Raw genomic sequence first — 23,479 nt, forward strand, 5'->3', positions numbered from 1 at the left:
TGTGGGGCTTTTTAATATCATGCTGTCCAAGATAAGGCTTAGTTCCAAGCCGTATTAGGGCGCAGCCATAAGTGCACTGTCACTTCATCACGATCGTGATACAAATGCTTGCAGGCTAAATGAAACTCTTCAATGCCATTCTCTTTTAAGATGGTCTTCATGGTGTCTAATATTGTCGACACCTCTTTATAACGACTCTTCATCGGCAGTTTAAGATTAAAAATAGCCTCTTTAAACCAGCCATTAATTGCCCATGCTTCTATCAACTCCGCCACTCGCGAAGGCTTCTCAACCATGTCGCACACTAACCAGTAAATATTTTTACGCGGCGGTTCAAAACGAAAACCATCAGCTTGATAATGTTTTACCTGTCCGGTGTCCATTAAGCCTTGATCCATTGGGCCATTATCGACAGCGGCCACAAACATGCCTCGACGCACCAATTGATAAGTCCACCCACCAGGGCATGCGCCTAAATCGACGGCGTTCATTCCGCTACGTAAACGCTGCTCTTGTTGATCCTTAGGAATAAAATGGATAAAGGCTTCATCCAGTTTAAGCGTTGAGCGACTCGGCGCATCCGCAGCCATCTTTAAACGCGGGATCCCCATAAAGTAGGGCGAGCTGTTATTGCTGAGCGAGTAACCCACATACGCCGTGCCTGAACCAACAAAACAGACATGAATAATCGGGCGTTTTGGATTTTCTTTTTCTAGCAGAGTGCCACTGCGCTTTAAGGCTTGACGAAGCGGTACCGTAAACTTACGGCAGAAGTTAGATAACTCTTTCGCTTCATTGGTATCAGGGGTTTCAACCCTCAGCTCGCCCGCTTTGCTCACTTTGGCTAACGCTTCAACGATTGGCGTGACGCGATCGTTTTCAGGCAGTGATTTTAGTAACTCATTGGCGGCAAACATCTGACGAGTAAAAATGAGCGAATCTAACTCCAGCTTTTTAGCCAGAATATCGGCGTCGCCAGCTTGAAAACATTGAAAAATAACGTAACCGTCATTTTTGTTGGTTTTGACAAAGCCACCAATATCCAATTCAGCAGCGCGATGCTGGATCTCGGCGGCGCACTCTTTCTCGTAGCCAGCACGGCAATATAAAAATAGGTTAATCATCAGAACTTCCTGAATAAAAAATGGCGACCAAAACAATCGGCCGCCATTCTACACTTTCTACTAAACGAATACGATTGCCATAACAGGCAAGGCACTAATCATCCAGCTCAACCACCCTGTCACGCCATACCGCAACGGCAATAAACAGCCAACCAAGTAAGAAGCAAAATCCCCCCATCGGCGTTACAGGGCCAGTCCATTTGGCACCAAGCAAGGCATATAAGTAAAGCGAGCCTGAAAACAGCACAATCCCCAGCATAAACAGATATCCAGCCCACGTGATTAAACGCGACTTTAACCAATGACCACCAAAGGCCACCGCAATTAAGGCAAAGGTATGATAAAACTGATACTCAACGCCCAGATTAAAGATAGTTATCATCTCGGCACTCGTGACCTGCTTTAACCCGTGTGCGGCAAAGGCGCCTAACGCCACGGCCATAAAACCACTGAGCGCCGCCATGAGTAAAAATCCTTTATGCATGTAACCCCCTAATAAAACTCACGCTATAAGATATTGCCTGTTGCAGATTAGCCGCTTGTGTGGTGCCTGACGACTTTCGCGGCGCAAAACTATGATCGCCATCGCTTAACCATAGTAACTGCGCAGAATATGGGGTAAGCCATGGTTCTACTTGCCCTTTAGCGCCAAATTTATCGCGCTCCCCTTGTATCACCAGCAATGGCGCGGGACACAAAGCAATCGGCTCGAGTCTTGGCTCGCCCCCTTTCGGTGGCACAAATGGATAACCCAAGCAAATCACGGCATCGACCGCCACTTCGCTCGATACCATAGCGGCCATACGCCCGCCCATCGACTTACCCATTAAAATCAGTTGCCGCGGACGGTAGCGTTGACGTATCGCCTCAATATGTAACTTAAAATCATTTAAGAGTTTAGGCGCCCTGTCTGGCGGGCGTCGTTTGCCATCAATGGCATTGTTACGCATATAAGGGAAATTAAAGCGCACGACACTCATTCCTGTAGCACTTAATCCAGCAGCCAAATCGGCCATAAAGGGATGCGCCATATTGGCACCTGCGCCATGGGCCAACAAAATCAGCGTGTCGATATCAGTGTCTTTGTCCGCCACAGGCCCTGAAAGCCAACATTCGCTACTCGGCAATGCGTTATCAAGCATAGGTTGCTCAAGCAACAAACGGCTAAAGGTAGCCGTCTTAGTATCTTGATTATCCGCATCCTTAACCTGGCAACAACTCACTACGAGACTCCTCTTCAAACATATCTAACATCCATTGCCTAAAGGCGGCAATCTTACCGATTTCGGCATGGTTTTGCTGACACACGAGGTAATAGGCATCTTTGCTTACCAGCACTTCAGAGAAAGGGCAGACTAAACGGCCGGCTTTAATATCGGGTCTCGCCAAGACACTGTAACCCAATGCAACCCCTTGACCATGAGCTGCCGCCTGTAAGACTAACGATGAATGACTAAAAATGGGACCTTGGTTCACATTAATATCATTAATGCCACATTGCCGAAACCAAGCCTGCCAATCGTGACGACTTGAGTCATGTAATAGGGTGTGATGCTTTAAATCACTTGGCTGCTGAAGTGGTTTAGGTCCATTGAGTAACATGGGTGAACACACCGGAATTAATACCTCATTGCGCAGCTTGTCGGCACGCACACCGGGCCAGTTTCCCATGCCATAATAGATAGCCACATCAACATCGTCAGTAAGCGAACTGGTTTCATCGTCGACAGCTTTAATGCGCACATCAATATCAGGATTCTTTTCACTGAAATTAGATAAACGAGGCACTAACCATTGAATCGCAAAACTCGGCGAGGTACTGACAGTAAGGGATCCTACGGCGCTTCGAGCAAGTAAACGATCTGTTGCATCGGCCAGCTGAATGAAAATATCTTTGATATCGAGAAAATAGCCCTGCCCCTCTTCAGTTAACAACAAAGAGCGGTTTTTACGACGGAATAATTTTAAGCCAAGGTACTCCTCCAACGCCTTAATTTGATGACTAACAGCGGCTTGCGTGACAAACAATTCTTCTGCTGCTCGTGTAAAGCTTAAATGCCTGGCAGCAGCTTCAAATGCTTTGACCGCATTCAGTGGAGGTAGACGTCTAGACATAGTGATCCTTGTCGCACATTTTGATTAGTTTTCCTAATCCTAATTGTTACATTTTATCGTTTGTAAAGAAACAAGGAACTGGTAAAATTTTCGCCAATTAAACGATGATATTAGACAGCCTCTACGACGAGAAGGGGGAGTGTCTAATCCCCCAATAGCAATCGCTCGGAGACAATTAATATGATTAACTTTAAGACTGTTTTTGCTATGGCGTTGCTCTCTAGCTCAACTGTCGTAAACGCAGATGAAATCCTTGTAGATACTACCGATTTACATGCATCGATCAGCGCAGAGTTGGCCGAAGGATTGACCCAGATGCAACAAGATCTCAATGATGACCTCAACGCTATTTTAATTGCACATGAAGATGAGCAATTAAAGACCGAAGCCGTTAGCGCACAACTTGCAGAGTAGCATAAGTTGCATCATCACGAGCAATAGTACTTATTGCAAGTCATAAAAAGCCGCATTCTTTGATGCGGCTTTTTTATTACCACTCATTATGGCCACTTATTCAACCTTTGAGCCAATCAAAGTAGCTTATTGGTAATATAATATTAGCAATATTCATCTTGCACCATTATAGCCATCTGCTAGGCCCATGGATGACTGTGCCTCCCATTGTGACTTTTACCTATGAAGCCAATCTCTTAACTTTATCAAGTCGCTTTGTCTCATCGTTTAAGTCAGCTAGCTGGACTCAATCAAGTCATATAAACTAAACCTTCGCAGATACACTAACCTGCAGGCTGCATTAGATTCAGGCGCTAAACCCTTGTGAGTCGCCATGGTATGTTAACCACATAATGTACTGACTATCGTGTAAACATCAGATAACAAAAAGCCGCCTGTTAGGCGGCTTTTAAAAGCTAAATAACAATTACGGGCGATAGACCTTCACGTTATTATAGCCTTGCTCTTGCAGATACAACGCCTGCAACTTACTCATTACCCCTCTATCGCAATACAATAGATAGGTTTTATCTTTATCGAGAGCGGCAAACTGAGTGGCCAACTTAAAGAATGGAATGGTTTTAATCTCGACCTCGTCAATCGTTAATGGGCTCTGCTCTTGCTCTTCTGGAGCACGAATGTCGATGACAACTTCGCCACCACCAATTGAGTCAACGGTTTCAGTTGCCGTGATCTTAGTATCCATGCTGGTTGCTATCTCCCTAATATCAATAATTTCGGCATCGGCAATCACCCTATCTAACAGATCGTCAGAAAACTTAGCTTCTTCGGCCTCGATTTTTGATAATACCGCTTTTACCGTAGGTTTTTGTGAAATAACACCGCAGTATTCGGGTATCGACTTGGCGAAATCTTCGGTGCCAATTTGACGACTCAGATTAATAATATCTTGCTTATCCATCACAATAAGTGGGCGTAAAATCAACATATCGGTGCAGCGATCTATCACATTGAGGTTAGTCAAAGTCTGGCTCGATACCTGCCCCATAGCCTCACCAGTCACTAATGCTTGAATACCCATTTTTTCGGCAACCCGAGTCGCAGCGCGCATCATCATCCGCTTAAGGATAACACCCATCTGACCATTATCTATTTTTTCTAAAATCTCGGTCACGACAGGATCAAACGGGACTGAAACGAATTTAACCTTATGAGATTCGCCGTATTTTTGCCATAAGTGGTAAGCAACCTGCTTTACACCGATCTCATGTTGATCGCCGCCAAGATTAAAGAAGCAATAATGGGTTCGCGAGCCACGCTTAATAAACTGGTAACTCGACACACCCGAGTCAAACCCACCAGACAGCAAAGAAAGTACATCTTCTTGGGTAGCCATAGGGAAACCGCCGAGTCCGTCGATACGTTTTTCAACCAGATAAAGGTGCTCTCTATCGATCTCTAAATTAACCGTCATATCGGGGTTTTTCAGCCTAACGCCAGTAGCGTCGGTAAACTGATTTAAACCACCGCCCACGTAGCGTTCAACTTCAATCGAGTTAAACTCATGCTTACCACTGCGCTTGACCCTTACACAAAAGGTTTTTCCCGCAAGTTGATCTTTATATAGGGCTAACGTCTGCTGATAGATATCGTCAACCGACTCAAAGGTACTCTCTTTAACTTGCAGCACATGGGCGATCCCAGGAATACAGGCTAAGCGCTCGGCATATACAGCCACCATTTCAGGCTTATCTGCGGGTACCATAACCATGATTTTATCCCACTGGCGCTGGACTTTTGCGTCCTCATCGACCTTGCGCAGCACATTACGAATATTAGTTTCAAGCATCTTGGTAAAACGCATTCTTACCGGTTTGCTTTTCATCATGATTTCAGGAAACAGTTTTACGATAAATTTCATGGAAGTTCCGAGGGGGATAAATTTAGACAGCAATTTAGCCATTATATCAAGCTCACTGCACAAATGCCTATTGTGCAGCGCTAAAAGATCATAATTTTAAACGGGCACACAGCAAACGGGCCCCAAATAGTGACCCGTTATGAACAATTATGATATAAGTCAGCGGTTATGGCCCGACCTTGATCTCATCGGTTTCCTTTGCCTTGCCTTGCTCAATGGCAATTTCGACACGTCGATTGCGTGTACGATGTTCGGCAGAGTCGTTAGCCACCAGAGGCTCTGAGCTGGCCATACCGACCACTTTCATCCGTTGTGGTTTAAAGCCGTCCACTTTAATTAACTCATGGGCGACAGCCACCGCACGCTTACTGGAGAGATCCCAGTTAGAACTATAGAGTTCATTATTGATTTTTATATCATCGGTATGCCCCGATACCGTCACCACACCCGGCACATCTTTGAGTAGTTCGCCAACACGGCGCACTACTGGTTTAAATCTCGGCTGTAAGAAACCAGAGCCAGATGCAAAGGCGCCTTTTTCACGAATGCGGATGATGATCTGCTGCCCTAGAGACTCAATTTCAATCGCCCCATCAACAATCTCTTTATTGAGGGCTTGAGCCATTTTCTTTACTTGGTCGTTAATCTGATCTTGTGAAGAGGCTTGTTGCTGCGACTGAGCTTCGGCTTCCGCCTGCTCTTGTGCCGTCGACGAAGCATCGCCACCGCGCTGAGCCCCTTGTTGCTGCTGTATGCCACCAGCGCTGTCATCTTCACCCGCCTGCACTTCAATCGTCTGCTCTGTCATCTCATTGGTTTGCTGATTAATGATTTCAATAGGTGTGGGCTCGGGTTTGCCAGGACGAAACTCTAGCGCAATAACAGACGTGCCCTTAGGGATATCTTTAACTTCAACCTTATTTTGCACCCCGAAGGCGTATTTCATTGAGCCGGCGATCTGCTTAAACTTCATGACATCCATTTCGGAAAACGCCAGCAGCAGCACGAAAAAGCACATCAACAGCGACATCAAGTCTGCAAAGGTCGCCAACCACTTAGGTGCCCCCGCAGGCGGACAATCGCATTTGACTTTCTTAGCCATACGGCTATTCCCCGTCCGTGGTATCGATTGTGCGCTGCTTCTCTGATAAATAGTTTTTCAAGAAACCTTCTATCACCCTCGGGTTTTGACCATCTTGGATAGCCAATACCGCGTCCATGATCAAGTTACGATTGAGCATCTCTTCACTCATACGCAGGGTCAATTTATCGGCAATCGGAATAGCGATCATATTGGCAATGATGGCGCCATATAAGGTGGTCAGCAAGGCGACGGCCATCGCAGGCCCGATAGACTTAGGGTCATCCATGTTAGACAACATGGCCACCAAGCCGATTAAGGTACCGATCATCCCCATAGCAGGGGCAACATCACCTAAGGATTGAAAAATACCAATGCCGGTTTTATGGCGGTCCTCTGTGAGCGAAATATCTTTTTCCAGTGCTTCACGCACCACCTCACCATCGTGACCATCGACCAACATGTCGACCGCTTTTTGCATAAAACTATTACTGATTTCAGCCTCTTCTAGCGCTAAAAAACCGCCCTTACGCGCCGCATCTGCCATAGTAACCGACTGTTCAATCAACTCATCGGGTTTATCGATTTTAAAGATAAAGGCTTTGGCGGCAATTTTTACTGCACCTAAAAACTGCTTTAAGTTGTACTTCATCATGACCACAAACAGCGAGCCTATCATCACAATCAGTACCGAGGGCACATCAATATAAATTGCTATGCCACCACTGGTGAACATGGCACCGATAATAAAAGCAAACGCACCAATTAGGCCTATCAGTGTCGCTAAATCCACAACTCTTCCTTATCTATAAAATAGGCTGTCTCTAACTTGCTCGCTCAAGCAACGCGACCAAGTTAATCAGCTCGATAAACGCAAAAAATGGGGCCTGTTGATGGTCACCCCATATATCCCTAACACAAATAATTATACGGTCTATGTTTGCCAGATAAAGCCATTATCGGCCACAGACCACCTTAACGGCTTCGCGCACTTTAGGGTATAATCGTCGACAAAATTGAGTCTTAATCTATTACCATTATCGGACAGCTTACACGCAAGTTTAGTTATAAATTCAATTTTTTATAAAAAAACCTCTTTAAAGCGTGCTGTTGCACAAATATACGGCAGCGTAATTTGACCCTTAAGGTTGACTGAGATACTTTGTCTGTCGCTAATTTCTTGGGAAAATCACTGTGGCTAAAAAACCTGAAAACCTCACTTTTGAAGAATCCTTATCCGAGTTAGAACGGATTGTCGGCGACTTAGAGCAAGGTGATGTATCGCTCGATGACGCATTAAAACAATTTGAGCGCGGTATCAACCTAGTCAGAAACAGCCAAGCAAAGTTAGAGCAGGCACAACAAAAAGTGACTATTCTAACCCAAGAGCACGACCAACCCAGTTTGCATCCCTATATTGCCGAGGGCGAATAATTGCTAGCCGATGCGATAACCCAATATCAGCAGCGAGTCGATGACCAGCTGCGCCACTTTATCCATGCTCAAGATGATACCGAGCCGAAACTCAAAGCCGCGATGGCGCATGGCGCATTACTGGGGGGCAAACGTATTCGGCCCTTCCTAGTGTACGCTGTAGGCGACATGCTTAATGTCCCCTTGAAGCAACTCGACGCCTGCGCCGCCGCCATCGAATGCATCCATGCCTACTCACTTATTCACGACGATTTACCCGCCATGGACGACGACGCCTTGCGCCGCGGTCAACCCACAGTGCATATCGCCTTCGATGAAGCCACCGCGATTTTAGCCGGTGATGCTTTGCAGACCCTAGCTTTTGAAATTATTAGCCAAGAGCAGCCAGATTTACAACCAAGCCAACAGTTGGCCATGGTACGCTCGCTAGCCAAGGCTTCTGGCTATCATGGGATGTGTGGCGGTCAATCGATGGATCTTAATGCCACCGATAAACAGATAGACTTAACCACATTAAAACGCTTACATCGCCTTAAAACTGGCGCCCTAATTCGCTGCGCAGTGGAATTACCTATCATTGCCGCAGCCATCACAGATAACGAGCGCGATCTACTGTTAGAATTTGCCGACGCAGTGGGTTTAGCCTTTCAAGTTCAAGACGATGTGCTCGATATTATCGCCAGCACCGAAGAGCTTGGAAAGCCACAAGGGTCTGACTGCGAGTCCAATAAGAGCACCTACCCTAAATTGCTGGGCTTGCCTGGTGCACAAGCAACCGCTAAAAGTTTGATCGATGATGCCCTATCAGCGCTGGCTAAATTACCATACAATAGCCAGTTAATTGCCGAATTCGCCCGTTTTATCATTGAGCGAAGAGTATAATAAAGAGCCAAAGAATCTCGCTATGAGTTTGGATATAACGAAATACCCTGTGTTAGCACAGGCCAACACCCCTGATGAGCTGAGACAGTTGCCACAGGGCGTGCTCCCAAAACTTGCTGATGAACTCAGAAGTTTTTTGCTGCAATCGGTAGGCATTTCGAGTGGCCACTTTGCCTCAGGGCTCGGCACAGTCGAACTCACCGTTGCCTTGCACTATGTCTATAACACGCCATTCGATAGACTCGTTTGGGATGTGGGGCATCAAGCCTATCCACATAAAATTTTAACCGGGCGCCGCGATAAGATGCATACCATACGTCAAAAGGGCGGCATACACCCCTTCCCTTGGCGTGAAGAAAGTGAATATGACACCTTTAGTGTGGGTCACTCAGGTACCTCTATCAGTGCAGCTCTGGCCATGGCCGTGGCTGCAGAGAAAGAGCAAGCAGGGCGAAAAGTGGTCGCTGTGATTGGCGATGGCGCGATGACTGGCGGCATGGTGTTTGAGGCGATGAACCACGCTGGAGACCTGCATAACGACATGTTAGTCGTGCTTAATGATAACGAGATGTCGATTTCAGAAAACGTCGGCGCACTCAATAATCATCTAGCCCAACTGATGTCTGGCCGCTTATATACCACCATCCGTGAAAGCAGTAAAAAAGTGCTCAAAGGGATGCCTGTTATCAAAGAGATGGCTAAGCGCACCGAAGAGCACCTTAAAGGTATGGTCGTACCTGGTACCATGTTTGAAGAGCTGGGCTTTAACTATATTGGCCCTATCGACGGTCACGATGTCGATGCCTTAGTCGAAACCATGCGAAACATGCGTAACCTATCGGGACCGCAGATTTTACATATCATGACCAAGAAAGGTCGTGGTTATGAACCGGCAGAAAAAGATCCCATAGGCTGGCATGCAGTGCCTAAGTTTGATCCGTCAACCTTTGCCAAGCCGGCCGCAAAACCTTCAAATCCTAGCTTTTCTCAAATATTTGGCCGCTGGCTGTGTGATATGGCAGCAAAGGATGACAAAGTCTTGGGGATCACCCCCGCCATGCGCGAAGGTTCAGGCATGGTTGAGTTTTCTCAGCGTTTCCCGGGGCAATATTTCGATGCCGCGATTGCTGAGCAACACGCAGTGACATTAGCCGCAGGCTTTGCTTGTGAAGGGTATAAGCCCGTTGTGGCCATCTATTCGACCTTCTTGCAACGCGGGTATGATCAATTAATTCATGACGTGGCGCTGCAAAAGTTACCGGTGATCTTTGCTATCGACCGCGGCGGTATTGTTGGCGCAGATGGCCCGACCCATCAGGGCGCATTTGACTTAAGCTTTATGCGCACGGTTCCTAATATGGTGATCATGGCGCCATCTGACGAAAATGAATGCCGGCAAATGCTCTATACAGGCTACTGTTATAACGATGGCCCAACGGCCATCCGTTACCCTAGAGGAAGTGCCACTGGCGAACCACAAGTTGACACCATGACGGCTATGGAAATTGGTAAGGGGTTGATTAAGCGTCAAGGCCAAAAAATTGCCATCCTTAACTTCGGCACCACCTTGGCTGCGGCAGATTATGCGGCCCAGGCCTTAGATGCCACACTGGCTGACATGCGTTTTGTTAAGCCATTAGATGCTGAACTGGTTAAGCAATTAGCCACCAGCCACGACCTGTTAGTGACAGTGGAAGAAAATGCCATTATGGGCGGCGCAGGTTCTGGCGTATTGGAACTACTGCAACAACTGAAATTGCCCATGCCAGTGCTTAATATCGGTTTGCCCGATGAGTTTATTAAACACGGTGAGTCGGCGGAGATTTTGGCAGAGTTGAAACTCGATGGCGAAGGGATTTTACATCAAATCAACGCCTATATCGGTGCGTGATCAGTCAGTATATCTAGTCAAATAGTGACAAAAAAATAGGCCTCAACTTGAGGCCTATTTTTATAATAACGTCTTTTTATACTAACGACATCGAATACCTATTAGGCTTGGGTATCGATTGAGCCAGTATCGGCCGAATCGCCACCTTGCGACACCATTACCATAGCAGGGCGCAGCAGGCGGTCGTTAAGGATGTAACCTTTTTGCATGACCATCATAACGGTATTTGCCGGAAACTCATCACTTGGCTGCATGCCAATAGCTTGATGATGATCAGGGTTAAAGGCTTCACCTTGTGGGTTCAATGGTGATAGACCAAACTTTTCAACCGCTGTAGTAAAGCTCTTAAGCGTCAGCTCAACCCCTTCATAAATCGCCTTGGTGGTCTCATCTTCTACATTGGTTCCTTGAAGCGCTCGCTCCATGTTATCAATAACAGGTAAAAGTTCATTGGCAAACTTTTCGAGGGCGAACTTGTGGGCCTTTTCCACATCCATGGCAGCACGACGACGGACATTATCCACTTCTGCAGCGGCGCGGATCACAGAATCTTTCTGCTCCTCGACTTTCGCTTCCGCAGCGGCGAGTGCCTGTTCAAGCTCTTCTATACGAAAATTAGCTTGGGTTAGCTCATCCATCAAATTGGCCGCATCTTCAACCACTTCGGTGTCGACTTCTGGCGCGATATTTTGATCAATCTGTGGCTCTTGTGCTTTATTTGATTCGTTGCTCATTGTTACTCCAGCTAAAAATGCTTTGTTTCTGCATGCTCTGGGCATATTATGGGGATCAAATTTGAGGTTTCAAGCCCTAAGGCATGGATCAAAGACAAATATGAGTAAAGCGTTCCACACAATCGGCTTAATTGGCAAACCCCATCACCTTGGGACACATAATACTCTAAAACAACTGCATCATTGGTTAACCCAACAAGGCTATGATGTTTATGTTGAAGAGCGAGTTTCCGCTGAAATTGGCCCCCATGTCAAATCGGTCGATTTACTGCAAATAGGTGAATACTGCGATTTGGCTATCGTCGTCGGCGGTGATGGTAATATGTTAGGTGCGGCGCGCGTACTAGCCCGTTTTGATATTGGCGTTATCGGCGTCAACCGCGGTAATTTGGGCTTCTTAACCGATCTGCCTCCCGAAGGATTTGAACCCGCATTAACTAAAGTGCTCGAAGGCAATTACGAAACTGAATACCGCTTCTTACTCGAATCGGAAGTCCATCGTCATGGCAGCGTAAAAGCCAGTAATACCGCTGTTAATGAAACGGTGCTCCATCCAGGTAAAATTGCGCATATGATTGAGTTTGAAGTCTATATTGACGGCAACTTTATGTATAGTCAGCGCGCCGATGGCATGATTGTTTCCACCCCAACGGGCTCTACAGCCTATTCACTTTCTGCCGGGGGAGCCATTTTAACCCCCAACCTTGAGGCGCTCATTTTAGTGCCGATGTTTCCACACACTTTGTCTTGCCGGCCGATAGTGGTCGATGCCTGTAGCACCATTAAACTAGTGGTGTCACCCGATAATGATGATGCCTTAGAGGTCAGCTGTGATGGTCATGTCACTTTAGCGGTACTGCCAGGCGATGAAATTATTATCCGCCGCAGCAAAGAGCGCTTACATTTAATCCATCCTACGGGATATAACTACTTTAACGTACTAAGAAGTAAACTCGGTTGGGGCAGTAAATTGTTTTAACTAATGACCACACTTATAGCTACGGGTAATAACGCCACTTACCCCAGAATCACCCAAGCGAATGACAACAGGCAATTTACCTATTTTTATATAACTCAAATAGGTCACATGCCATCGGTTCAAATTTTGTGACACTCAAAAATAAGCCCTCGCATTACAAGAGGGCTTATTAATTAATAACTTACCATTCGATGGCTTAATCGCCAAAAAGGCAGACTAGCTGTTAACCTTGTACCTCAAACAGTAATCGCACTCTGGTCTGCGCCGCAACGGGCTTACCATCGACAAACTTAGGCGCATAGCGCCACTGCTTTATCGCCTTTAGCGACTCTTTTATAAATAAAGGCCCCCCTTCAGAGGCTAGGGTCACAGGATCTTGCACAAACCCTTGTTCATCGACAGTAAATTCAATCTCCGACCATCCTTCGCGTCCAGCACGGATATAGGACATAGGATAGTTAGGCGACGAACGAAACAGCGGTGTTTGTTCTTGTTGTTCATCCCAAGGCGTCATACTGCCAATCGCAATACAGTGGGCTGTGGCCTGCTCGCTCTCGCCCTCATGCTCATATAGCTCGACTAAACGTGCATGGGCTGACAGCTTATAGGGATGACTAAAATCGAGCACAGCAAACTGCTTGACCACCTCTTCTAGATGGGGAATTGCATCACTGTAGCGCTTTTCACTCGCCTTTATTACGCCAACGTAATAAGTTGCCGTTATCCGGCGGATATCATTATTAGGCAGCTGCTGATAGATCTCATAGGCATCTAATACATCACTGCGAATATCACGACCGTAATATTCCGTCGACACCAACGCCTTAAAAGCCAATAACTTGACCTCGGCGGTAAGTAACAGGTTATCGCTTGTCTGTGCAATGGAGATAGCTTCTTTAAACAGCGACTTTTGCTCTTTAGACGCCGACATGGTTTGCGCAGCGCCCAGTAGTGGGTCGATAAGCTCGATGGCTTCAGCCCCAAAATGGCCGCGATAGCGTGCTAAAACCTGCAAAAACTGTTGCTGCGCGGCCTCAAGATCGCCTTTGGCCTGCAGGGATGTTGCCCAGTTCAATTGCAGGTGAGCAATGTCGATAGCGCCAGGTTCAAAATACCCCTGACCGAGCAGATAGGTTTGCTCTGCATACTGCTCAGCAGCTTGGCTATCTTTAACTTTAACGGCATGTTGATAAGCGGCATAACTGTCGCTAAAAGGAGAGGCGCTAAGCGATGCAGAATTGATTAACAGTACTGCATTTAGCGCCAAAAGCGGTAATTTTAAAACCATATAAACAAATATCCTTATTTGTGAAACTAAACTAACGCAGCTTTTCCCTGCTTTATATTAGGTAAACTCGACTCATGTTAAACAAGCATTTCACTGGTTAACAGCTATCCTAACAGTCTACCCAGTTATTGCAAACTCTTGTAAAGTAAGCTTAATCGCCTGACCATCCATAAGGTCAGTAAGGCGCTGCAACACGCCAAAGAGATCCACACGCCTGTCACCCCAAACGCCCAAGCAAACAGATAAATAATAGCGGCAATTAAAATTAACTTACTGCCCGTTAGCATGGCCGCGTCTTTAGGGCGATTGATCGCCTGGAAAAATGCCGCGCCAGTAAGAATAACGCCTTCAAAAGGCAGTCCCCAAAAATAGAGGCGCATCCCTTCGATAGCCACAGGCGTTAACTCGGCATTATCGCCGGCAAAAATATACACCAAATATTTCGGCAGCAGATAGATAAACAATAAACCGATGGCCGCTGTGATTAAGGTCATCAAAGTAGCAATTTTAAACGTCTGGAACACCCTGTCGAACCGGTTGGCTCCCGCATTAAAACTGAAAATGGGTTGCGTGCCGAGCGCTATTCCCTCAAAAATCAAATAAAACAATGCCTCGGTGTAGCTGACCACACCGTAAGCGGCAACATGTATTGGCCCACCCACCCATAAAAACGCCATATTATGTAGCGTTAACACAATAGAGAGATACAGGTTCATTAAAAAGCTGGGAAAACCCACTTTTACAATGTTGAGGCAGTGATCTAGGGTCAGCTTCATCTGCTCGATATTGATACCGAGGCGCGTTTTTGCCGTAAAAAAATGTTGTAAACAAGCCAAGCCTGTCACTGCTTGACAGATCATAGTGGCAATGGCGGCACCTGCTAGCCCGAAAGGAAACACCACAATAAACAGCCAATCGAGTAGCGCATTAAGGCAACCGCTGATGATCAATATCCAAGTTACAAAACCTGGGCGACCATCGTTTCTTAACAGCGCTGCAAACGCGATGGCCAAAATAGGAAACACACCTAAGGCAAAATACCAAAACAGGTATTCATCGGCGCTGCGTAGCACTTCTCCCTCGGCGCCCAACCAAATTAAGATATCGCGACTAAAAAATGTGCCCACCAGCGCAAATAAAACGCCGGTAATTAAACAGAGGGTAAAGGTGTTACCGAGTATTTTTCGCGCTCGCGCCGGATCATTGCGCCCCAAATTGATAGACACCAATGAGGCGCCGCCCATCCCCAACAGCGCACCGACCGCATACAAAATGGCCCCAACCGGGTACGCCAGCATCATTCCGGCCAAGCCGACTTCGCCCAGATAATGGCCAATAAACATGCCGTCTATCACCATATACACCCCAGTCACTAACATAGATAAGATCGTGGGAATGGTATAACGCCATACTAATGTTGGGATTGGGTCTGTTGCTAACGATTGATCATGTGGTACGTCTTGCATAGTCAGTTATCTATCTGCTCAGTAAAAAAGACAAAGAAATCCTGTTAACCATTCACTGTAACGCGGACCTAGCCGCTACCTTGCCGACAAGGATTGGCTACTATGATTGATAATCATAGGCGCTACGTCGTTAAACGGCGTAGCGCTTGGCAAGCGACAGCAGTTGCTGCTCGGTTGTGGATATAGTGATTGGTTGGCGAGAAATCAACTCAATACGAGAATCCAACGCATCATCAAGCTCAACAACCTGCAGCTGCTTATCGACGTAATTAAGGGCGGCAATACCTTCATCGCAAATTAACAAGGCTTTTAAACGCAGGTAGTCCTGATGCTTTACCCAGGCGACAATGGCTTCAAAATCAAATTCATAATGGCAATCAAATACCCAGCCAGCACTGTATATCCCCTCATGCTGATTATCATTGCGATAGATGCCAAGCTGATCAAACTCCGCCAACGGCGATGTTTGTGGCTCCATGGTGGACGACTCGAATAAAGGGCTTAGCGGTATTGAAGCTGAAAAGAGGGACGAATTAGAGCCAAGAGATGGGCCACTGCGGACTGATGAACTGACCTGCGCGTTAGGAAGGCGCTGAGCACTATCTAACACCTGCTCCGCTAACCGATTAAATAACGCCGGAGTTTGGCTCTCTTGCTCGCGGGTTAAATTGATTGATTGCACTGGCGCGCTAATAGAGTGCTGGGCGAGAAAGGTGTGCAACTGTGCCAAATCATCCTCTGCCGCTAAATCACCTTTGGTGACAAAGATCTGATCGGCAATGGCTAACTGCTGCTTAAAAATATCGCTTTTTCGATAGCGGTTATCGCTCACCTTGCGTGCATCCACTAAGCAGATAGTGCTTTTTAAGGCGATAACCTGTCGAAAATGCGGCTGACTTAGGGTGTCTATAATTGCTTTAGGGTGCCCTAATCCTGTGGGCTCAATCAATAATCGGTCGGGCTTAGCTTGTGCAAGCAACTGATTAACCGCCACCTGAGTGGGCACGCCTGCGGCGCAGCAAATACAGCCGCCGGCGACCTCTTTTATTTGCACCTTACCCGATTGTTTACCGATAAAACTGGCATCAATACCGATCTCACCGAACTCATTAATTAACACAGCCCATACTTGATTAGCGGGCTTATTCGCTAATAAATATTGAATGAGCGTAGTCTTACCCACGCCTAAAAAACCGGTGATCACATTGGTTGCGACAGGCTGAGTTATGATCGGTTTGCGCATCTTGTTCTCGCTATAGTTACATTACGGTCCGGCTCATCAGCTTGGCTAACCTTTACGCTAGATAACGCTTATCTGTGCCAGTTGACTCTAATGATATCGCTTTAGCCCCATTATGACTCAGTAACGATAGCCCCAAGTTCATTACACCTTGCGCGACTTATTCGCCCGTCGGCTAGCATAACTATGATGCTGACTGTCTCGTGCTGAAGGGCGCTTCGCTCGCTTGGGTTTATGTGATGGGCTGGTCGTTTCCAGTTGCAACTCACGGTAACGGGCAGGTAATGGCGCCCCTATCTCATATCCAGGCACTATGTGTCTTGGCAAGGTTTGTCCAATTAAGGCTTCAATTTCTTGCAGCATTTTTTCATCATTCAATGCCACAAATGAGATGGCATGGCCGGCTAACCCCGCGCGGCCGGTGCGGCCAATACGATGCACATAATCTTCAGCATCCAGCGGCAATTCAAGGTTAATCACCAGTGGTAACGCCGCGATATCCAGTCCTCTGGCGGCAACATCGGTCGCTACCATCACTCTGAGTTCACCCGATTTAAACTGCTCCAGCGCCCGATTGCGCGCGCCTTGGGTCTTGTCACCATGGAATACGGCATTTTTTATACCGTCTAGTTTTAGCTCTTTGTGCAGCGACTCTGCACTCTCTTTACTGCTAACAAAGACCAATACCTGTTGCCAATTATTACGCCCGATCAGCTCAGCCAATAGCTCGGCTTTACGGCGCTTATCGACCGGATACACCTCCTGCTTTATATTGGCTGCGGTGGTATTTTGCGTCACATTAATCCACTCGGGATCATCTAGCATCTTAGTGGCTAGCACCTTAATCGCCTTGCTAAAGGTCGCCGAAAACAGCTGAGTCGAATGGCGCGGGGCGATAAGGTTTTTGACTCGCTCAATGTCTTTAACAAAGCCTAAATCCAACATACGGTCGGCTTCATCGATAACCAGCTGCTCGACCGACGACAGATCCAAGCCATGCTGGCCGATAAGGTCAAATAAACGCCCTGGAGTGGCAATTAAAATATCGACGCCCTTTGCCAGTGCCTTACGCTGAGGGTTAATATTAGCGCCACCGTAAACCGCCAGTGACGTTAATGGCGTCAACTGACTGTACTTGGCAATACTCTCGCCCACTTGTATCGCTAATTCACGGGTTGGTGTTAGCACCAGCACACTGAGCTGGCCTAATGGCCTGTCGCTCTCAAGCAGCTTATGTAGGAAAGGCAGGCTGAAGGCCGCTGTTTTACCCGTGCCCGTTTCGGCGCAGGCCATCACATCTCGGCCTTGCAATGCAATCGGAATCACCTTGGCCTGCACTTGGGTTAATTGCTGATAACCGCATAGCGCTGTCGCTTGGATAAGCAGAGGATGCAAAGGGAGTGAATCAAAATTCATAATGGGCTCGATGGTCAATGGCTATTGGGTCAAAACTGAGCGCGGAGTCTATCAAAATCCACGCCATAAGGATAACAATTCAGCATGATTGGCCCGTTATCAGTCGTTAATATTGAGCGTTTATCACTTAGCAACTCATTTAACAATCACGGCCCATTCGGCTTGACGAGCTTGAGTGTTGATTTAAGTAAGTTTGCTCAAACTCCGCTTGTGGCAGCGGCCGAGCAAACAGATAACCTTGGGCATAATCACAGCCAGCCTTGGCTAAAAAGTCACGTTGAAACTCGGTTTCTACACCTTCGGCAATCACGTTAATCCCCAGTTTGTGCGCCATCACGATAATGGCTTCACACAAGGCCACGCCATCGGTATCACTTTCTAAATTACGGGTGAAAGATTGATCAATTTTGAGGTAATCGATATCAAATTTTTTCAGGTAGGCTAACGACGAATAACCCGTACCAAAATCATCTAGCGAGACTTGAATACCAGCATCACGATAGGCGAGTAATTTTTCGGTGACCCCCATGGATGCATCCAATAACAACCCTTCGGTTATTTCGACGCAGATGGCATTGCTAGATAGTTTGAGGCGCTGCAATAAGGCGAGCCAGTCACTAAAGGTGTCACCTTCGTCACGAAACTGCACCGGCGATTTATTAATGCTTATCTGAATTTCGGTGCCAAATTGCTTACGCCACTTCGCACTCTGATGCGCCGCCTGCTCAAACACCCAATTACCGATATCGTTGATTAAGCCCGTCTCTTCGGCAACCGAAATAAACTCACTGGGTGACACCATGCCCCGCGACGAGTGATTCCAGCGGATCAAGGCTTCCGCCTTATAAATATCGCCACTGTTCATATCGATGATCGGTTGATAATAAAGCTCAAACTCATCATGGATGATGGCGTGACGCAGATCTTTAATCAACGCCATACGATAACGGGCAAACTCTTGCATCGAGGGAGTAAAATAATGAAAGCGATTTCGCCCTTGCTCTTTAGCGGCATACATCGCCTGATCAGCATGCTTTAATAACCCTTCAACGCTGGTCGCATCGTCGGGATACATAGTTATCCCAATACTGACACTGATGTAAGCCGTTTCATCACCTAAGCTATAAGGCTCACTAATGCGCTGTAAAATACATTGCGCAACGCGCTCGACTCCGCCGGGAAAATCAATGCCCGATAACACCACGGTAAACTCATCGCCCCCCAGCCTGGCACACATATCGACTTCACGAATACAGCCCTTTAAGCGTTTGGCCGTTTCTTGCAATAGCAAGTCACCCATGTCGTGGCCTAAGGTATCGTTCACCTCTTTAAAACAGTCTAAATCCAAAAATAATAACGCAAAATGGCTCTCGTCACGGTCGATACGTAACATCTCACTGCTTAAATATTCGAGCAGCATACGTCGATTGGGTAAGCCGGTGAGAGGATCATAATTGGCCTGCTTCCAGATAATCTGTTCGGCTTGTTTTTTATCGGTAATATCAGAAAACAGGGCGACACGGCGAAAAACCTCACCCTGTTGGTCGTAAATGGTATTAATGGTGAACCACACCATATATTCATTGCCATCTTTATTTTTGATACACAACTCACCCTGCCAACGCCCCACATCGCTCACAGCTTGCTTTAGTTGTGCATATTGCAACTTATCACCATGCTCGCACTTTAATATGCCAATACCTTGGTGCTCTACTTCTTCTTGTTGATAACCTGTGATGGCGGTGAAGGCGGCGTTAACCGTGATGATTTGACCTTGATGATCTAACACGCTCATCGCCTCGCTAGAGTTATTGTAGACCGAGGCGGCGAGCTCTAATGACTCTTGGATCTGTCTCTGCTCAGTAATATCGCTGTGCACACCACACATCCGCAATGGCCGCCCGTGAATATCACGACTCACGGTTTTACCTGTATCGACAATCCAGCGCTCCTCGCCAGTAAGGGTGATTAGCCGATACTGAGCACTGTACTTGGGGGTCTCACCTTTAAGGTGTTTATCGATAGCACTTAATACCGTGGGTCTATCTTGCGGGTGAATCGCATCAGTCCACAACCTTGGGTCATTATTGAGGCGCTCTAACTCGCAACCAAGCACCTTAGCACACCATGGGTTACGCCTGGTTTCATTGCGGTTGATATCCCAGTCCCATAGGCCTAAATCACTGCTTTCTAACACGAGAGCTAACCTTTCTTGACTGGTTCTGACGGCCAATTCGGCTTGTTTATTGGCCGTAATGTCGATAATGCCAGCAATCACCATATCGACTTGATGATTTACTCGTCGGCACGCAACCGCTAGATGGGTATAAACAATTTCGCCATCTTTGGCGACATAACGCTTATCCATCTCGTAAACATCAATCTCTCCATTTAATAGGCGCTTATACTGATCTTCATCAGCCTGAAGATCTTCAAAATACGTTAATTCAGACCAAGTACGCTGAAGCAATTCTTGTTCGGAATATTTCAGCATCTTACATAACCTTGGATTCACTTTTATCCAATGCTGATCCACCGAGGTGATGGCGATGCCCATATTGCCAATGTCAAATTGCGAGCGAAAAATAAAATCATCTTGCAGCTTAATCTTAGCGTCGCGCTCAACTTCAAGCCGACGTGACAATAGCTGGCCAATTAGTGCCGTTACCAAGGGAAAGATCATCATCATTGGCAGCGCCGCCAAGGATAATATATCCACAAACAACTCAAAGGGTAGCAGCGCTAATAGGGATAAAGTGAGCAGATGTAAAACAAAGCCAAACAGTAGTAACTCTTTAAAGGTCATATCGGCGATATCATTTTTACGATAATAACGCCATAAACAGCCCAAACTGGCCGTAGCAACCATCACCATAATGCCGGGAAGCATCGCTGGACCGCCTTCCAATACACGAAAAACAATCCCCACGAGGGTAGCAACTAAGGTGGGTACGCCACCAAAAAACAGTCCGGAGATCCCTAAAATGATGGCGCGCGCGTCGACAAAAATACCCACTTGGTATTCCCATGAGGTGATCATAGTGATCACAAGCACCACACCTATGAGTAATCCCGCGAGCACACGCCACAACCAAGCATAGTGGTGATGACGCTGACGCGGCACTGCGTCATAAATAACAACTAATACCAGCAGTAGTGCTGCATTTTGAAAAAAAACAGATAAAGTATCGAGGGACATAAGTAATCTAACATCTTATTATCAAGTAGATAACACACTGCAGAGTGTAGCAGAGTTGAATAAAAAATACGCTTAACCAGAAGTGAAAGCCGCCCTTCTATTAGGTCGATACCACCAATGGAAAACCACTTATCAGTGATGGCAATCAATGGCGACAATCATCCATCGAAAGCGACTATCAAGGCTTAAAACTGAAATGGCTAGGCAGCATGTGCGGTTTTACTTAAATGTGCTAAGCTGGCGCGCACTATTAGCCGCCTCCCTTTAAGATATGAAGCAGCCTCAACAAGCGCAATACAGCACCCAATTTCATTTTCCGGTGCAGATTTATTATGAAGATACCGATTTTTCAGGTGTAGTGTATCACCCTAATTTCTTAAAATATTTTGAACGTGCCAGAGAACATGTCATCGGCGCCGAAACCTTGGCTCGCCTTTGGGCCCAGCAAGGTTTAGGTTTTGCCGTCTATCGCAGTGATATGCTATGCCATGATGGCGTCGAGTTTGCGGAGATTGTCGATGTGCGCACGCAGTTTTATTTTGAGAGTAAATACCGCACTGTATGGCAACAAGAGATCTGGCGACCACAAGGCAAAAAACCGGCGGTCAGCGCCCAAATTGAGATGGTATGCATGAATAAAGCGCGGCAGATGACCCCCATGTCAGCAGAGCTTATCGCCGAGCTCAGTCGTTACATTACAAAGCAAGAGTGACACCTTATTATTAAGATAATACGGCAATGGGCCGATTGAGTGTTTGCCAATACATTTCAAGCTCGGCTGCACTCATAGGTTTAGCAAATAGATCACCCTGAATTTTATCGACGCCCATCTGTTGTAGTAACATAAACTCAGCTTGGGTTTCTACGCCTTCAACTGTGACCGAAAACCCCAACCCTTGAGCTAATGACACTGCGCTGCTAAGAATATGCTGGCCACGAAAATCTGTGGTCACATTATCCAAAAAAGCTTTGTCCACTTTAACTTCGTTCACAGGGAGGCTTTTGAGGTACGCCAAAGAGGAGTGCCCGGTGCCGAAGTCGTCGATGGCAGCGTTAATACCCGCACGCTTGAGACAATCGAGGGCATTAATCGTGCGCTGCATATCTGTCATTAACTGGCTCTCGGTAACCTCGATGGCCAGTACATCAGAGCTCAGTTGACGCTGCTGCATCTGCGCCACGATCCACTGGCACAATTGGCTGCCACATAAATCATCAAGCGCTAGATTGACCGCCACCTGCAGCTTAACATCACCTTGACGCCACTCACTTTGTTGCTCGAGCACCTGCTCAATAACCCATTGACTGAGCATAGAAATCATCCCTGCACGCTCGAGCAAAGGAATAAACTCTGCTGGCGAAACCGTGCCTAATAATGGGCTTTCCCAGCGAATAAGGGCTTCAGCGTGGCTGCAATTACGACTGATGAGGTTGTATTTAGGCTGATATACCACATAGAGTTCACTTTGCGCTAACGCCTTAGGAAAACAGCGAATAATACTCAACTGCCTATGTTGACTCTTATCATCCCCTTGTCGATAGGCGGCGATTAAGCCTGAGCTAGACTTAGCTCGCACTAAGGCCAAATCGATGCGCCTTAGCATCTGGCTTACATCGGCATGATGCAATGAGAGATCCATATACCCAAGCTGTACCTGTAGATTAATCACGGTATCATTAATATAAAATGGCTGTTGTAACTGGTTTTGCAATGCGTTGAGTTGCTCACTACTTAGCGGCGCTTTAAACACCACTAAAAACTCATCTTCATTCATACGCGCGACAAGCTCTTGAGCACTCAGCGGCTGTTTAATTCGCTCACTCATGGCCAGCAGTAACTTATCGCCAAAAGAGAAACCAAACAGATCGTTAACGTAGCGAAAACGATGAATATCAATCAGCACAAACATGCCCTGATTGAGAGGCATCAGGCGAGATAAACGTGATTTAAGCCCAACTCGATTAAGCAAGCCCGTTAATTTATCTCGCCCTGGCGGCGGTGGCAAATGCTTTAATAATCGCTGTAACTGTAGGTATAACGGAATAAAATCACTGGGGACGGAATCAATGTCTAACGGCTTACGCACTTTATCTTGTTGCTGCAATTGCTTTGTGAGTTGTTGCAAAAAGCGGATGCCAGCACGTCTATGCCAGTACCAATAGAGGGTACCAGCGACGCCAATGGCTATAATGTAAGCCATTATCCAATAGAGATTAGCAGCATCCACACAAAGCCTTAATGTTTACGAAGCAGAAAAATTAACCACTATTATTAACAGAGTTAATCGACCGTCA

General features: G+C 46.7%; 20 protein-coding genes. 6 read left to right on the forward strand and 14 right to left on the reverse strand.

From position 1 onward, the window contains the following. Positions 1-38: 38 nt before the first annotated feature. The 4 genes from rlmM to AC5YBX_RS12310 all read right to left on the reverse strand — a co-directional run bounded on the left by rlmM (position 39) and on the right by AC5YBX_RS12310 (position 3,239). Positions 39-1,124 carry a 23S rRNA (cytidine(2498)-2'-O)-methyltransferase RlmM gene (rlmM, locus tag AC5YBX_RS12295; protein ID WP_475514489.1) on the reverse strand — a complete coding sequence of 362 codons (1,086 nt, stop codon included), beginning with the start codon at positions 1,122-1,124 and terminating at the stop codon, positions 39-41. Between the two features lie 94 nt (positions 1,125-1,218). Next, positions 1,219-1,608: a DUF423 domain-containing protein gene (locus AC5YBX_RS12300; RefSeq protein ID WP_494521253.1), complete on the reverse strand. Its 390-nt coding sequence runs from the start codon at positions 1,606-1,608 to the stop codon at positions 1,219-1,221. Beyond that, positions 1,601-2,347, reverse strand: a complete 747-nt coding sequence (locus tag AC5YBX_RS12305; protein ID WP_494521252.1) for an alpha/beta fold hydrolase — start codon at positions 2,345-2,347, stop codon at positions 1,601-1,603. Before AC5YBX_RS12305 ends, AC5YBX_RS12300 begins: the two co-directional genes overlap by 8 nt. Further along, positions 2,328-3,239, reverse strand: a complete 912-nt coding sequence (locus AC5YBX_RS12310) for a transcriptional regulator GcvA (RefSeq protein ID WP_494521251.1) — start codon at positions 3,237-3,239, stop codon at positions 2,328-2,330. Before AC5YBX_RS12310 ends, AC5YBX_RS12305 begins: the two co-directional genes overlap by 20 nt. A gap of 180 nt (positions 3,240-3,419) precedes the next feature. On the opposite strand from AC5YBX_RS12310, the gene AC5YBX_RS12315 reads away from it, so the two are divergent. Then, positions 3,420-3,653 (forward strand): hypothetical protein, encoded by a 234-nt coding sequence (locus AC5YBX_RS12315; RefSeq protein ID WP_494521250.1) that lies wholly within the window; start codon positions 3,420-3,422, stop codon positions 3,651-3,653. A 466-nt stretch (positions 3,654-4,119) separates the two neighbouring features. Here AC5YBX_RS12315 and thiI read toward each other — a convergent pair whose 3' ends face one another. The 3 genes from thiI to pomA all read right to left on the reverse strand — a co-directional run bounded on the left by thiI (position 4,120) and on the right by pomA (position 7,448). Continuing rightward, a complete protein-coding gene (gene thiI, locus AC5YBX_RS12320) occupies positions 4,120-5,574 on the reverse strand; it encodes a tRNA uracil 4-sulfurtransferase ThiI (RefSeq protein ID WP_494523770.1) in 1,455 nt (484 codons plus the stop codon). Positions 5,575-5,740: 166 nt separating this feature from the next. Further along, a complete protein-coding gene (locus AC5YBX_RS12325; protein ID WP_494521248.1) occupies positions 5,741-6,676 on the reverse strand; it encodes a flagellar motor protein MotB in 936 nt (311 codons plus the stop codon). Between the two features lie 4 nt (positions 6,677-6,680). Continuing rightward, positions 6,681-7,448 carry a flagellar motor protein PomA gene (pomA, locus tag AC5YBX_RS12330; protein WP_494521247.1) on the reverse strand — a complete coding sequence of 256 codons (768 nt, stop codon included), beginning with the start codon at positions 7,446-7,448 and terminating at the stop codon, positions 6,681-6,683. Positions 7,449-7,849: 401 nt separating this feature from the next. On the opposite strand from pomA, the gene xseB reads away from it, so the two are divergent. Genes xseB through dxs form a run of 3 tightly spaced genes read left to right on the forward strand, consistent with a single transcriptional unit; the run spans position 7,850 to position 10,862 of the window. Beyond that, complete coding sequence (gene xseB / locus AC5YBX_RS12335) at positions 7,850-8,089, forward strand: exodeoxyribonuclease VII small subunit (RefSeq protein WP_494521246.1); 240 nt, start codon at positions 7,850-7,852, stop codon at positions 8,087-8,089. Then, the gene (gene ispA, locus AC5YBX_RS12340) at positions 8,090-8,971 is read left to right on the forward strand and encodes a (2E,6E)-farnesyl diphosphate synthase (protein ID WP_494521245.1); all 882 of its coding nucleotides are present in this window, start codon (positions 8,090-8,092) and stop codon (positions 8,969-8,971) included. A gap of 22 nt (positions 8,972-8,993) precedes the next feature. Then, positions 8,994-10,862, forward strand: coding sequence for a 1-deoxy-D-xylulose-5-phosphate synthase (dxs, locus tag AC5YBX_RS12345; protein ID WP_494521244.1), 1,869 nt, complete (start codon positions 8,994-8,996; stop codon positions 10,860-10,862). 101 nt (positions 10,863-10,963) lie between these two features. Here dxs and grpE read toward each other — a convergent pair whose 3' ends face one another. Next, positions 10,964-11,596, reverse strand: a complete 633-nt coding sequence (grpE, locus tag AC5YBX_RS12350; RefSeq protein WP_494521243.1) for a nucleotide exchange factor GrpE — start codon at positions 11,594-11,596, stop codon at positions 10,964-10,966. A 100-nt stretch (positions 11,597-11,696) separates the two neighbouring features. Here grpE and nadK point away from each other — a divergent pair, with 100 nt between their 5' ends. Further along, positions 11,697-12,575 carry an NAD(+) kinase gene (gene nadK, locus AC5YBX_RS12355; protein WP_494521242.1) on the forward strand — a complete coding sequence of 293 codons (879 nt, stop codon included), beginning with the start codon at positions 11,697-11,699 and terminating at the stop codon, positions 12,573-12,575. A 223-nt stretch (positions 12,576-12,798) separates the two neighbouring features. Here the strand turns inward: nadK and AC5YBX_RS12360 are convergent, their stop codons facing one another. The 5 genes from AC5YBX_RS12360 to AC5YBX_RS12380 form a co-directional block, all read right to left on the reverse strand. Further along, positions 12,799-13,863 carry a TonB family protein gene (locus AC5YBX_RS12360; protein ID WP_494521241.1) on the reverse strand — a complete coding sequence of 355 codons (1,065 nt, stop codon included), beginning with the start codon at positions 13,861-13,863 and terminating at the stop codon, positions 12,799-12,801. Between the two features lie 125 nt (positions 13,864-13,988). Beyond that, entirely contained in the window at positions 13,989-15,329 is a 1,341-nt protein-coding gene (locus tag AC5YBX_RS12365; RefSeq protein WP_494521240.1) for an MATE family efflux transporter, read from the reverse strand. Between the two features lie 130 nt (positions 15,330-15,459). Beyond that, positions 15,460-16,572: a CobW family GTP-binding protein gene (locus AC5YBX_RS12370; RefSeq protein WP_494521239.1), complete on the reverse strand. Its 1,113-nt coding sequence runs from the start codon at positions 16,570-16,572 to the stop codon at positions 15,460-15,462. A 141-nt stretch (positions 16,573-16,713) separates the two neighbouring features. Continuing rightward, positions 16,714-17,985: a DEAD/DEAH box helicase gene (locus AC5YBX_RS12375; RefSeq protein WP_494521238.1), complete on the reverse strand. Its 1,272-nt coding sequence runs from the start codon at positions 17,983-17,985 to the stop codon at positions 16,714-16,716. A 139-nt stretch (positions 17,986-18,124) separates the two neighbouring features. Further along, positions 18,125-21,184, reverse strand: a complete 3,060-nt coding sequence (locus tag AC5YBX_RS12380) for an EAL domain-containing protein (protein WP_494521237.1) — start codon at positions 21,182-21,184, stop codon at positions 18,125-18,127. A 271-nt stretch (positions 21,185-21,455) separates the two neighbouring features. Here AC5YBX_RS12380 and AC5YBX_RS12385 point away from each other — a divergent pair, with 271 nt between their 5' ends. Further along, the gene (locus tag AC5YBX_RS12385) at positions 21,456-21,896 is read left to right on the forward strand and encodes a thioesterase family protein (protein WP_494521236.1); all 441 of its coding nucleotides are present in this window, start codon (positions 21,456-21,458) and stop codon (positions 21,894-21,896) included. Positions 21,897-21,906: 10 nt separating this feature from the next. Here AC5YBX_RS12385 and AC5YBX_RS12390 read toward each other — a convergent pair whose 3' ends face one another. Next, positions 21,907-23,412, reverse strand: coding sequence for a putative bifunctional diguanylate cyclase/phosphodiesterase (locus AC5YBX_RS12390; protein WP_494521235.1), 1,506 nt, complete (start codon positions 23,410-23,412; stop codon positions 21,907-21,909). Positions 23,413-23,479: the final 67 nt, after the last annotated feature.

It is taken from the genome of Shewanella sp. 492, assembly GCF_059338445.1.